Below are 13,303 nucleotides of genomic sequence, written 5' to 3'. Positions count from 1 at the left end.
TTAATGAAAACCCTAAAAGTTTTTATTAATACTTTTAGACAATTAACATTTAAAAAATTTATAAGGTTGCTTAAACTCTCTTTAAGCAACCCTATTTTTTCTATATTATCCTTTGTCGCAACTGTCCGGGCCTATCTTATTGCCAAAAAATATTTCCCGAGAACCAACAGCACAGATGGTAAAGGAAACGCCTTCAGACATGCTTTATGGTGTTGTCTGATTCTGATGTATTGCTGCAAGGTATCTTCGCCCAAAAAGAGCATCCATTGGTGCAAAAGAGTTACAGACTTTCATGAAGAGCTTTTCCCCAACGAACCTTTACAAACCAAAATGGATCTGCACAATAACGCAATAGGAATTCAGTTTTTTGAAAGCCTGTTACCTGGTGTGCACCGCCAGTTTTTCGAGACTTCATTTTTTATAAATGGTCTTATCGAAAAGACACGTCATGCTGTATTTATTTCCAGTACGGATGAAGATGCTGGAGAGCAGCTAATGTATATTCAGTTATAGTTCCGGCTCCTTATACTCAGTTAGTAAGCGCAAAACTTCCGTATTTGTATCTGGCAACAGGATCTGTTTTCTCTTCATAAATGATTTTATATCCACTATCCAAAACTATCGGTAAATAGAATACATTTACATCGTCCGGAATAGTATATTTTGTGGCATCACAATTATAAACGGCATAATCTATTTCCTTTTTTCCAATAAATTTTCTGATATTTTTCCGACATTCTTCAGCCAATAAGGGAGATAATTCTACCCCAATATATTTTTTAAAATTGTAGCGTGTCGCCAGTAAAATAGCAGCTCCTTTACCACAGCCAATATCAATGAATGTACTCTCCTTCCAGTCCCAATCAATTCCTTTCAGCATTCTGTTGAATGAATAATGCATAATAGGCTCGTACTTATAGGCATATCTGTTCTGTATATTAAGCTGATCGGGAGTTAAAACTGTAGATAACTTTATTCTGTATTTTAAGAAATATCCATAGCGGGAATAAATAAATTTACAACTGTTGACAACTCCTCGCTCTTTGATCAGAAAAGTCGCTCTTCTAATGATATATGGTATACTTCTCATTATATTGTGTGAAATAGATTTAATGCAGACAAATAGCTATTATACAATCAAATATAAGTTTTTTAACGATTATGAATAATAATTTTCCAAAATTACCGCCACAACATTACTGTACATGTGAATAAGAAGTAGAATCAATATAATATTTTGATATCACGTATTAAATATTTAATTTTACACGTAAAACAAAATGTAATGAATACTAAATTAACATTAAACTTAGACAAAGATATTATTGAAAGTGCTAAAGATTATGCAAAAAACAATCATACCAGCCTTTCAAAACTGATCGAAAACTATCTAAATTCTCTAATAATAAAAGAAGATAAGAAAGTAAAAATAAGCCCGTTGGTGAATATTTTGACAGGTATAATTCCGTATGAATCTGAAGAAGATTACAAAATAAACTACTCAGAATATTTAAGTAAAAAATATTTATAATGGAAAATATTTTTGTAGACACTAATATCGTTATTGACCTGCTTCAGAAACGTCCAGAATACTACAAAGAAGCACAAGAACTATTTACACTTGCCGATAAAAAAGAATTAAAACTCAACATATCAGCTCTAACAATAGCCAATACTTATTATCTTTTGTCAAGACACTATAATGTTAATGATACAAGAAAAATTATTTCTCAGTTTAAGGTCTTAGTCAACATTCTTGCAATTGATGATAAAATAATAGAATTGTCTTTGTCATCTGACTTTCGGGATTTCGAGAACGGGATACAATATTATACCGCCATTGAAAATAATATGACTCATATTATTACCAGAAACAAAAAAGATTTTAAATCTTCCATATTGCCTATACTGACAGCAAAAGAATATCTAAAACTCTAAATTGTACAGTAATAAGAAATTCTCAAAAAGACTAAAGAACAGAATTACAAATTCCTTACATTTACTAAAATTTAGCATAAATGGCTTTAAGCAGAATCTGGAGTGCTTTCATTATCGTTGCAATTGCCGTTGCAAGTATTAAATACCTCAGCTCTAATGATTATAAATCGGTCTACAATGATATGATTGTAGGAAAAAGCGGAGATACTATACAAATCGGAAAAAAAAATCTGACACAATTTTCACCGATAATCCGGGATTCAATTGCTAAAAACCCAAATTATCAGGAGAGCAGAATTCACTATAGTAAGAAAGAAGGCAGTGAAGATGTTAGAATATACCGGATTCAAGCCTCAGACGGGGTAATTAGCACCAGTAAAACTGCTGTTGACATTTGTATAGGTCTTATCGGTATTATGACCTTATTCATGGGTTTTATGAGCATTGCTGAAAAAGCAGGTGGAATCAATTTCCTTAGTCGTCTAATACAACCGTTTTTCTCAAAACTGTTTCCGGAAATCCCGAAAGGACACCCCTCTTTTGGTCATATGATGCTGAATTTTAGTGCTAATCTTCTGGGATTAGATAATGCAGCAACACCTTTTGGTCTAAAAGCCATGGAAAGCCTGCAAACCCTAAATCCAAATAAGGACAAAGCCAGCAATGCACAAATCATGTTTTTGTGTCTGCATGCCAGTGGATTAACCTTAATTCCTGTTAGTATTATTGCTATCCGGGCTTCCATGAAGTCTGCAACTCCTACAGATATCTTTCTGCCATGTATGATTGCCACTTTCCTTGCAACTATGGCAGCGATGATTATTGTTTCTTTTAAACAAAAGATTAACTTGTTACAGCCAGTCATTTTGGCTTATTTAGGGGGGATTTCTGCTATTATAGCGCTATTGGTAATGTTTCTGGTTCGTCTGAACAAGGAAGAGCTGGATGACTTTAGTAAGCTTCTGAGTAATGGTATTATTCTGTTAATCTTCTTACTTATTGTATTAGGAGGTATTTATAAAAAGATCAATATTTTCGATGCTTTTATAGAAGGTGCAAAGGAAGGTTTCTATACCTGTGTAAAGATTATACCTTACTTAGTGGGTATTCTTATCGCTATCTCTTTACTTAGAACCAGCGGTGTTTTCGATATTATTATCGACGGAATGAAATATCTGGCAAACCTCTCCCATTTAGATACCAGGTTTGTAGATGGACTTCCGACAGCATTAATTAAACCTCTAAGTGGCTCCGGAGCTCGTGGAATGATGGTAGATACCATGCAGACATTTGGACCAGACAGTTTTCAGGGAAGACTTTCTGCTATATTACAGGGAAGCTCTGATACTACATTTTATGTGATTGCAGTGTATTTTGGTGCTGTTTCTATTCGCGATACGCGGTATACGGTAGGCGCAATGCTTTTAGCCGACTTAGTAGGTGTTATCACTTCTATTTTATTAGCTTACATGTTCTTTGGATAAATTAAAAATATGATTCAGGATAAAGACTTTACAATACGATTAATCAGACAGCTTTCCCAGGCATTGGAAAAGCTGCTTTTAGGAAAACCGGAAGAAAGCTTGATGCAGAAAGAACTGGATTTTGATTCTCTTATGAGGGATATTTTCAAAATGAATTTTGAAGATGTATCTTCCAAAACTTCGGAAGAACTGATTCTACTGGTCGAGGAGAGGGAAACTAAAGATCATCCCGATTATTATGAGATGCTGGGAAATCTTTTTTACTTTCATTACCAACAGGATAATAATGCTGAATATGCACAAAAAGCAAAAGCAATGTATCAGAAATACCTGCAAACCAGCGGAATCTTCGCACTACCTATTATCAATAGAATCAACAGTATTCAATAAACTAAAAACTCCCTGAAATTTCAGGGAGTTTTTAGTTTATTTAGCTTTCTTCTGGTTCGCTTTTTCAATAATCTTTTCCAGAATTCTTAATGTTATCAGATATGTCGGTTTTACACCTGTAAGACCCAATCCTCCGGAAGATAGTGTACTACCTGTTTCCAGTGGGTTATCCGATGCATAATAAGCATAGATTACAAACAAATCTTCTTCAATGTGATTTCTGATTTTAGATGCAATCTGAATTGCTTTCTGATAATGTGCACCTTCCATTTCCAGCCCTACAGCTTTCCATGAAGTTGTCATAAAGTAAGAAAGGATATCTTTATTCTGAAGTGAAGTTCCCAAAACCGTGATCATGCTTCCTTCGAATGCCTTCAGCTCGTTGTCGTTAAAGTCATCTTTGCTCAATGCATTTTTGAAAACATAGTTATCTGCAGTTCCCTCAAAAATATGAGATGTAGGAATCATAATATCCCCCTTGCCTCCGGTAAGAATACCTGCTTTACCCATTACAGAAACAGATTTTACATTCATTTTAAATGTAATGTTATTTGTTTCAAATGGACGAAGCAACTCATCCATTACCTCAAAAGCCTGTTCTCCAAAAGCATAATCAAAGACCATAATAACATCGTCTCCGGAATACTTATAGTGTCCCAGCGGACTGTTTTTAAGATCAGTTTTGGCAAGATCAATGATCTGAACATCGATATTACTTCCACTGTCATCATCTATGTAGATAACACTTTTATTCTGAGCATAATCTGATATCTTATCTCTAAGCTCTTTTGTGTTACTTATTTTCTGATACAGAAGATAATCTACTTCTTTTGTAACTTTTTTGTTCAGTGCATCATTTGCAAAAAGCATATTCTGCACACTGTGCATATTGGCACTTATTATATGTAAAGGTCTTTCATGAAGGTTATTTTCCACCAAAACTCTCTTTACATTATTCGCCCATTTTTCACCAAAGAAGTGATGCCCCACACGCTCCTGAAGGATTGAACTGAAATAAATTTCACGTTCTCTGCTTTCCTTCCAGTCATCAAGACTTATCTGACCCAACCAGTAAATAATCTTGAATAAACGATCTGGGTTATCATCGTCTCCGAAGTTATTATATGCTTCTAAAGTTTCATCAAACGGTCTGCCCAGCAATGCTGAAAGATGAACCAATGCCACTTCTTTTTCCTTTCTGGAAAACTTTTTCTCTCCTAATGCAACCTCTTCAATAATTTTCCAAACACGCTTAGGACGCCCGCCTTCATTCATATCGAAGCCAATATCACGTATTTTATCCGCTTCAAGATATAAGAATGTAAGGTGAGTTAGAATATCATAAATCTCTGATCTTCCCAAAAGAACTTCAATGTTCATTTGGTGTTCATCTATACGATAACAATTTCTTCGACGTTTCTTAGGAACTATAGGGTCAAAGCTTCCTTTTTCGAAGCCTTCATCTGAAGTTAAATGAATGAAAGCACATTCTTCTATTCCTTCCGGAAGTCTGTCCAAAACATATAAAAGACCATTAAGCTCTACTTTGTTGGGATTCCCCATACTACCGTAGATCTCTGGTTGAATGATCATTAAAAGTTTTCGTAATGCTTCTCCGGAAATACCTCCAGGTTTGAAAAACCCTCTGTAGAATAAGTGTCGCATGGAAACATAGATACGCTCGATAGCCTCTGTCGTTTCTCTCGCTCTTGAATTTACCATACTATTTCTTTTAGCAAATATAGGAGATATTCTCATTCCGTGAAAGTTTTCTATCCTCTGTCCCACGTAAAAAAGCCATTATTAAATAAAATTAATGATGCTTAAAGATTTCTTAAAACTATTTTACAACAAGGTAAATAACCCGACATTTCTCTAGTAAAATAAAAAAGCCCTTACAGTATTTGTAAGGGCTTTATACTTATATCGTTAAGATTATATTTTACTCAAAAGATTTCTGAAATTAACCTTATCATCGATAATTCTTCTTAGTTCAGAAACCGGAACTCTCTCCTGTTGCATTGTATCTCTGTCTCTAAGTGTTACAGTATGATCGTTTAATGAATCATGATCAATTGTAATACAGAATGGCGTTCCTAAAGCATCATTTCTTCTGTAACGCTTACCTATACTATCTTTATCCTCATAAATAAGATTGAAGTCAAATTTAAGATCGTTAAAGATTTTTTCAGCATACTCACCTAAACCATCTTTCTTCATTAGCGGAAGAATAGCTGCTTTTACTGGTGCTAAAGCTGGAGGAAGAGAAAGAACTGTTCTCTCAGATCCGTCCTCAAGTGCTTCATCTTTCAGACAGTGAGAAAGGATAGAAAGGAATAATCTGTCCAGACCTACGGAAGTTTCCACTACGTATGGTACATAGCTTTCATTTCTTTCCGGATCAAAATATTGTAGTTTTTTACCAGAGAATTTCTCATGTGCAGAAAGGTCAAAATCAGTTCTGCTGTGAATACCCTCCAATTCTTTGAATCCAAATGGGAATTTAAACTCTATATCAGCCGCAGCATTTGCATAGTGCGCTAATTTTTCATGATCGTGGAATTTGTAATTCTCTTCACCAAGACCTAAAGCCAGGTGCCATTTCAAACGGGTTTGTTTCCATTTTTCATAATATTCAAGCTCTGTTCCGGGAGGTACAAAGAATTGCATTTCCATTTGTTCGAACTCACGCATTCTGAAGATAAATTGTCTTGCTACAATTTCGTTACGGAATGCTTTACCTATTTGGGCAATACCAAAAGGAAGCTTATGGCGGGAAGTTTTCTGAACGTTCAGGTAATTTACAAAAATACCTTGTGCTGTTTCCGGACGAAGATAAAGATCCATTGCTGTTTCTGTAGTAGCACCAAGCTTAGTACCAAACATCAGATTAAATTGTCTTACTTCTGTCCAGTTTTTAGAACCTGTATCCGGATCTGCAATTTCCAATTCTTCAATCAGAGATTTCACATCTGCCAGATCTTCATTTTCAAGAGATTTTGCCAGACGGGACAGAATTGTTTTCTGCTTCTCTCTGTACTCTATTACTCTTGGGTTTGTAGCTTCAAACTGATCTTTATCAAAAGCTTCGCCGAAACGTTTTGCTGCTTTATCTATCTCTTTCTGAGCTTTATCTTCTAATTTCGCACAATAGTCTTCCACCAGAACATCTGCACGGAAACGTTTTTTAGAATCTTTATTATCAATTAATGGATCATTGAAAGCGTCTACGTGTCCGGAAGCTTTCCAGATTGTAGGGTGCATAAAGATTGCTGAATCGATTCCCACAATGTTTTCGTTCAGTTGTACCATTGCTTTCCACCAATACTGCTTGATATTGTTTTTCAGCTCAGCACCATTCTGTCCGTAGTCATAGATTGCAGAAAGTCCGTCATAAATTTCACTTGACGGAAATATAAAACCATACTCTTTCGCGTGAGAAATCACCTTCTTGAAAACGTCTTCCTGTTTAGCCATAATATTATTTAAAGTGCAAAAATAAGTTTTTTAGGGAGTTCTTTCAATTTTTTCATAAAAGTCATTATTATTTAGATACTAATTAGTACTCCTTTTCCGTTTCAGAATACTAATTTTACCGAAAATGAAATTTTTTTTCCAAAATCTTATATGTATTTTTGACATTAGAAAAATAAAAATCTACAATGCCTGATATCATTAGACTCCTTCCCGATCATGTAGCGAACCAGATTGCCGCCGGCGAAGTGGTGCAGAGACCTGCATCCATCGTTAAAGAGCTTTTGGAGAATGCTATAGATGCTGGTGCAACGTCCATAGAACTAATTGTGAAGGATGGTGGCCGGACTCTGGTGCAGGTTGTAGATAACGGAAGCGGAATGTCGGCTACAGATGCCAGATTAGCTTTTGAGCGTCATGCCACTTCCAAAATAAGAACAACGGAAGATATTTTCCGAATTGCTACTAAAGGTTTCAGGGGTGAAGCTTTAGCATCTATTGCAGCTGTTGCTCAGATAGATCTTAAAACCAAACAGGCAGACACTTCCTACGGAACACATATTATGATCCACGGAGGAGAACTGATTGAACAGGAACCTGTGCAAAGTACAGACGGAAGTAATTTTGCTGTAAAAAATCTTTTCTACAATGTTCCTGCAAGAAGAAAGTTCTTAAAGTCGGACAATGTTGAAATTCGTCATATAATGGATGAATTCCAACGTGTTGCTCTCGCACATCCGGGATTAGAATTTTCACTTTACAATAATGATTCTGAAGTATTCCGTTTACGGAAAAGTACAGAATTACAGAGAATCGTTGATATTTTCGGAAGACGTTTGCACTCCCTTTTAGTTCCAATTAAAGAAGAAACAGACTGGGTAAGGCTTAACGGATATGTAGGAAAGCCAGAAGCTGCAAGAAAGAACCGAGGTGAACAGTTTTTCTTTGTTAATGGCCGTTACTTTAAGAGTCCTTATCTTTCCCGCGCAGTTCAGGAAGCGTTCGAAGGACTTTTACAACCTCAGTATATCCCGAGCTATTTCCTGTTTCTAGAAATAGATCCGGAGAAAATAGATGTAAACATTCATCCACAGAAAACTGAGGTGAAATTTGAAGATGAAAACGTTATTTTCGCCATGCTGCGTTCCTCTATCAAAAGATCTCTCGGGATTTATAACATTTCACCAAGTCTGGATTTTGACAGAGAACCTATGCATGATGAAATGATTGTTTCCCGTTCACCTAGTGACAGAGTTGTAATCCCAACTATTCAGGTAGACCGCAATTATAATCCTTTTCGGGAGGAAACTACCACCCCGAAACCACAGGAAATAGTTAGTCTTACAGAGATGTATCAAACCAGTGTCTCTCCTTCGCCCTCAAAAATCAACTTATTTGATGAAGATGATACCGAGGATGAGCTAATGCGCCTTCCTAATGGTTTCTGGCTTTACAATCATCACAATAAGACATTGATGCTTGATTTGGGCAGAATGCATCAATTGGTACTCTATGAAAGAAAACAAAAGAAAAAAACCTCTCAGACACATAGCCAGAAGTTATTATTCTCTCACGAGATTTATCTTAATGAAATAGAAAAAATGACATACCTGGCGGTTCGTGAGAAGTTGATTAAAATAGGTTTTGATATGAATCTGGATGCAAGTGAGCATATATTACATGTTCATGCTGTACCGGAAGACTTATCGGACAAAGATGTTATTCCTCTTTTACAGAAAATTTTTGCAGAATATGAAGACGAAAGCTTAGACTTTTTTGAATTCTTTGAAAGCAAACAGGTAAAATTACAATCTAAATCCAACTTCGACTTCCATCAGAAAGAAGACGTAGAAAGCCTTATTCAAGATTTTTCAGCATTGGGATTCCCGGAATACAATCACAATAAAAAGAAGTGTTATATAGAGCTTCCTATTGAAGAGCTGAAAAATAAACTTAAAATGTAAAAAATATGCAAAGATATATTCCACCTATTACCAAAACCCTATTGATCGTTAATGTCCTGCTCTTTGCAGCTACTTATCTTATACAATCACTAGGAGTAAATTTAGAAGTCGTTCTGGGAGCTTTTTTCCCGGGATCGCCTAACTTCCAATTTTATCAGGTTATTACTCACATGTTTATGCATGGTGGGTTTGCACATATCTTATTCAATATGATAGCGCTGTGGTCTTTCGGGTCTGCTATTGAAATGACTTTAGGGCCAAAAAAGTATGCTATATTCTATTTTGTATGTGGCATTGGTGCTTATGTTCTATTTAACGTTGTTAATTATATCCAGGTAGACAGCCTTATTAAGAGCCTTGTTGCACAGGGAACAGATATCGAACAGCTTTTTCACCTTTCAAAACTCGGTATTAATGGTAACCTGATAAATGATACTACAAATGCAACTTTCAGAGGAAATCCGGAGGAAGTTAAAGAACTTTTCGGATATTTAATAACACCTATGGTGGGTGCTTCGGGAGCTATCTATGGACTTTTAGTGGCATTTGCCATGCTTTATCCGGATGCTAAGATTATGATGCTTATCCCGCCAATTCCTATTAAAGCTAAGTATCTAATGCCTTTCCTTATCATCGTTGAGTTTTTCTTGGGTGTGAGAGATTCTCAGGGAGATAATGTTGCACACTTCGCACACCTTGGTGGCGCAGTTATTGCTTTTATCCTGATCAAAATTTGGACTAAAAACAGATTCAGGATAGATCGCCGATGAAAGTTATTCGACTTATACTTACATTATTGCACTTGGTGCTATTTTTTGCCCTTGCTGCAATGTTGCTCAACAGTTTTATACCACCTAAGGTTTTTAAGTGGTTTAATTTTGTCCCGTTAGTATTTCCACCGCTTATAATCGCATACATTGTACTTACTATTGTATGGATTGCTACCTGGAAAAAGAGAGCTATATTTTTCCTTATTGGTCTTCTTTTCTTTTTCAACCCTATCAGAAGATGGGTTAATTACAGCCCCGTTTCTGGAGTAGGAAATTTAAAAGTTGTCACCTACAATATTCATGGCGGACAGGATCTTCCTGCCTTAAAATCCTTTTTGGAAGGCGAAGCTCCTGATGTTATCTTTTTTCAGGAAAAAGGCTATCACAATAAAGAATCTCTTTCTATTACCGGGTTTAAACATGTTGTAGAGGAACAAGTTGTCGCTATATATTCTAAATATCCGGTGAAAAATCAGGGTGAAATTATAAAGGATGGCAGCAATGGACATGCTCTGTATGCAGATATCAATATAAATGGAAAAACCATCCGTTTTATTAATGTTTATCTTGAGCCTTTTTATTTAAAAAAAGACATGCTTCGTCCAACTGGTGACAATAAAATCAATGAAGAAAAAGCAAAAATTTTGGGTTCCCGAATGGCGGAAAGTTTCAGAATTCACCAAGACCAGGTTGCTGCTGTGCGGGAATTTGTACAAAACTCCCCCTATCCTGTTATCCTGGGTGGCGATTTCAATTCTGTACCAAGCTCGTATGAATATTACCATTTAAGCAAAAACCTTAATGATGCATTTATGGATGCAGGTTCTGGATCTGCTACAAGTTTTCACGATTACAAATTTCCAATTCGTATAGATTATCTCTTCAGCAGCCCGGCAATAAAGCCTACAGGTTATACTGTAGACCGAGAATTAAAAATTTCTGATCACTTCCCTGTAATTTCTTCTTTTAAAGTGAAATAAATATCATTTTTTTACGTTAAATTCACATCTCAAACATTTAATCAACTAAATATGAAAAAAACAATTTTAGGTGTAGCAGTATTCTCTGCACTGGCTTTGACTTCTTGCAAAAAAGAAACTACAACTACTGAGACTAAATCTACAGATTCTGGCACAGTTACAACGACTACAACTACTGAAACTAAATTAGATAGCACGAAAGTAAAAGAAGACGTTCAGAAAGCCGGGGACAAAGTAGAAAATGCGGCTAACAAAACGGGTGATGCAATAAAAAATGCAGCTGATAAAACCGGCGATGCAGTAAAAGACGCCGCTAACAAGACTGGCGATGCAGTGAAAGATGCTGCTCATAAGACTGGTGACGCTGTAGACAAGGCAGGTAAAGATATTAAGCAGGGTGCTCAAAAAGCAGGTGATAAAATAGACAGAGCTGCAACAGCTGCTAAAGAAGAGTTAAAAAAATAATCAAATCTTCTTTTTCACAAGACATAACGGGCATTTCAATTGAAACGCCCGTTTTTTGGTTACAATTATTATATTTATCTATCAGAATAAGGTATTTCCATAAATGAAATTTTTCATATTTTTGATGTCAATTCTTTATTGTTTCCAACACACAATTTAATATAACTACCAAATGATCGAAAACTATTTACTCTGGGGAATAGGCATTGCCTTTGGCGTAATGCTCCTGGTAATGCTAGGACAAAGGATCCGCATTGCCTATCCTATATTCCTTACAGTTGCCGGACTTCTGATAAGTTTTATCCCTGGTTTACCGACTTTTCAGGTAGATCCTAGTATTGTTTTCCTTATTTTCCTTCCTCCTATTCTTTTTGAAGCGGCATGGAATACCTCATGGAAAGACTTTCTAAGGTTCAGAAGACCCATTCTGGGACTGGCATTTGGTTTGGTCTTTCTGACATCTATAGTGGTAGCCTATCTCTCTTCTAATATGATTCCGGGAATAACTGTAGCAATGGGGTTCTTACTGGGAGGGATTAACTCCCCTCCGGACGCTGTTGCCGCTACATCCATCTTAAAACACCTAAAGATTCCTAAGAGAACTCTTAGCATTCTGGAAGGGGAAAGCTTAATAAATGATGCGTCGAGTTTAATTGTAATGAAGTTTGCACTGGCGGCTATACTTACAGGTCAGTTTGTAATGCAGGAAGCCATAGGAAATTTCTTTGCAATGGCTATTATGGGAGCAATTGTCGGTCTTGTAATTGCTTTCCTGCTCATGCTGATTTTCAGAGTTTTACCAACAACCTCTGATATAGATACTATATTTACGCTGATTACGCCATATATCATGTATATTGTTGCAGAACACTTCCATTATTCAGGGGTTCTGGCTGTTGTCACCGGTGGACTTGTTATGTCATATAACTCTAATCGTTTCCAGACGCATACAACACGTATACAGGCTGTAAATGTGTGGAGTACAATTATATTCCTGATGAATGCTTTTATCTTTATCCTGATAGGGTTACAAATGCCTGCTATCATAGATGAGATGTCACCGGAAGCTATAAAATCAGGTTTAGGCTATGCCGTAATCATTGGCGGAGCTATTGTATTAACCCGGTTTGTATGGACCTTTACCTGGACCTATCTCCCGCCTTTATTATTTAAAAGTATCCGTAAAAAAGACAAACATTTGGACTGGAGGGAACCTTTTATACTCAGCCTTGCAGCCATGCGGGGCGTTGTATCCCTTGCCGGAGCACTGGCAATTCCTTTGGCATTACCATCAGGAGAAGCTTTCCCACACAGAGATATGATTATTTTTGTAACATTTATTATTATCCTGCTCACCCTTGTAGGACAGGGGCTTTTATTGCCTATTATTTTGAAATATATTGACATTAAAGAAGTCGGGGCTACTATGTCTGAAGAAGAGCAGGAAACAAGAATATTATGGAAATTAAAAAGAATTGCTCTGCATACTCTGGATAAGAACTATTCGGAAGAAGTGAAAAAATATTCTTTGGTCAATAACCGAAAAATGCAATTGCAGGCAGATCTGGAACTATTGGAAAATCGATTAAAGTGCATTAACAACAGTTTTCATGGTGATGCGGTAAAATCGGTAACAGAAATCCGGAGAGAGATTATAAAGGAACAGAGAAAGTTACTTTCCGAGCTTCGCAGAATGGATGAATTTGACGATTCTGTCCTTCGAAAGCAGGAATTAAGCCTCGATCTGGACGAAGCAAAGATTACAGGATTCCAGCATTAAAAATAACATTATAAAAAAATGATCGGAAAATTTCCGATCATTTTTATTTTATAAGAGA

The 13,303-nt window shown here is 36.2% G+C and carries 13 protein-coding genes; 10 read left to right on the top strand and 3 right to left on the bottom strand.

What is annotated here, in order from left to right; all coding sequences use genetic code 11:
• The first annotated feature begins 3 nt into the window (after window positions 1-3).
• Window positions 4-513 (top strand): DUF6973 domain-containing protein, encoded by a 510-nt coding sequence (locus BAZ10_RS11660; RefSeq protein WP_078772198.1) that lies wholly within the window; start codon window positions 4-6, stop codon window positions 511-513.
• A 16-nt stretch (window positions 514-529) separates the two neighbouring features.
• Here BAZ10_RS11660 and BAZ10_RS11655 read toward each other — a convergent pair whose 3' ends face one another.
• On the bottom strand, window positions 530-1,090 hold the full coding sequence (locus tag BAZ10_RS11655) for a methyltransferase domain-containing protein (protein WP_078772197.1): 561 nt from the start codon (window positions 1,088-1,090) through the stop codon (window positions 530-532).
• A gap of 195 nt (window positions 1,091-1,285) precedes the next feature.
• On the opposite strand from BAZ10_RS11655, the gene BAZ10_RS11650 reads away from it, so the two are divergent.
• From BAZ10_RS11650 to BAZ10_RS11635, 4 genes are all read left to right on the top strand, one after another.
• Window positions 1,286-1,531 (top strand): DUF6364 family protein, encoded by a 246-nt coding sequence (locus tag BAZ10_RS11650; RefSeq protein WP_078772196.1) that lies wholly within the window; start codon window positions 1,286-1,288, stop codon window positions 1,529-1,531.
• Complete coding sequence (locus BAZ10_RS11645; RefSeq protein ID WP_078772195.1) at window positions 1,531-1,938, top strand: type II toxin-antitoxin system VapC family toxin; 408 nt, start codon at window positions 1,531-1,533, stop codon at window positions 1,936-1,938. Before BAZ10_RS11650 ends, BAZ10_RS11645 begins: the two co-directional genes overlap by 1 nt.
• Before the next feature lie 80 nt (window positions 1,939-2,018).
• Complete coding sequence (locus BAZ10_RS11640) at window positions 2,019-3,422, top strand: nucleoside recognition domain-containing protein (RefSeq protein ID WP_078772194.1); 1,404 nt, start codon at window positions 2,019-2,021, stop codon at window positions 3,420-3,422.
• Between the two features lie 9 nt (window positions 3,423-3,431).
• The gene (locus tag BAZ10_RS11635; RefSeq protein ID WP_078772193.1) at window positions 3,432-3,812 is read left to right on the top strand and encodes a hypothetical protein; all 381 of its coding nucleotides are present in this window, start codon (window positions 3,432-3,434) and stop codon (window positions 3,810-3,812) included.
• 36 nt (window positions 3,813-3,848) lie between these two features.
• Here BAZ10_RS11635 and BAZ10_RS11630 read toward each other — a convergent pair whose 3' ends face one another.
• Both BAZ10_RS11630 and BAZ10_RS11625 read right to left on the bottom strand, forming a co-directional pair.
• Window positions 3,849-5,534 carry a DUF6909 family protein gene (locus BAZ10_RS11630; RefSeq protein ID WP_078772477.1) on the bottom strand — a complete coding sequence of 562 codons (1,686 nt, stop codon included), beginning with the start codon at window positions 5,532-5,534 and terminating at the stop codon, window positions 3,849-3,851.
• A 213-nt stretch (window positions 5,535-5,747) separates the two neighbouring features.
• Window positions 5,748-7,289: a glycine--tRNA ligase gene (locus tag BAZ10_RS11625; protein ID WP_078772192.1), complete on the bottom strand. Its 1,542-nt coding sequence runs from the start codon at window positions 7,287-7,289 to the stop codon at window positions 5,748-5,750.
• A gap of 185 nt (window positions 7,290-7,474) precedes the next feature.
• Between BAZ10_RS11625 and mutL the strand changes: the two genes are divergently transcribed.
• The 5 genes from mutL (at window position 7,475) to BAZ10_RS11600 (ending at window position 13,245) form a co-directional block, all read left to right on the top strand.
• Window positions 7,475-9,250: a DNA mismatch repair endonuclease MutL gene (gene mutL, locus BAZ10_RS11620; protein ID WP_078772191.1), complete on the top strand. Its 1,776-nt coding sequence runs from the start codon at window positions 7,475-7,477 to the stop codon at window positions 9,248-9,250.
• Window positions 9,251-9,255: 5 nt separating this feature from the next.
• Window positions 9,256-10,020 carry a rhomboid family intramembrane serine protease gene (locus tag BAZ10_RS11615; protein ID WP_078772190.1) on the top strand — a complete coding sequence of 255 codons (765 nt, stop codon included), beginning with the start codon at window positions 9,256-9,258 and terminating at the stop codon, window positions 10,018-10,020.
• Window positions 10,017-11,000: an endonuclease/exonuclease/phosphatase family protein gene (locus BAZ10_RS11610; RefSeq protein ID WP_078772189.1), complete on the top strand. Its 984-nt coding sequence runs from the start codon at window positions 10,017-10,019 to the stop codon at window positions 10,998-11,000. The genes BAZ10_RS11615 and BAZ10_RS11610 overlap by 4 nt, the downstream gene beginning before the upstream one ends.
• A gap of 51 nt (window positions 11,001-11,051) precedes the next feature.
• Window positions 11,052-11,465 carry a hypothetical protein gene (locus BAZ10_RS11605; RefSeq protein ID WP_078772188.1) on the top strand — a complete coding sequence of 138 codons (414 nt, stop codon included), beginning with the start codon at window positions 11,052-11,054 and terminating at the stop codon, window positions 11,463-11,465.
• 172 nt (window positions 11,466-11,637) lie between these two features.
• Window positions 11,638-13,245, top strand: a complete 1,608-nt coding sequence (locus BAZ10_RS11600) for a Na+/H+ antiporter (protein ID WP_078772187.1) — start codon at window positions 11,638-11,640, stop codon at window positions 13,243-13,245.
• Window positions 13,246-13,303: the final 58 nt, after the last annotated feature.

This window comes from Elizabethkingia occulta, assembly GCF_002023715.1.
Taxonomy (GTDB): Bacteria; Bacteroidota; Bacteroidia; order Flavobacteriales; family Weeksellaceae; genus Elizabethkingia; species Elizabethkingia occulta.
Note: the sequence above shows the minus strand (reverse complement) of the source record. Positions and strands in the feature narration are given on the sequence as shown.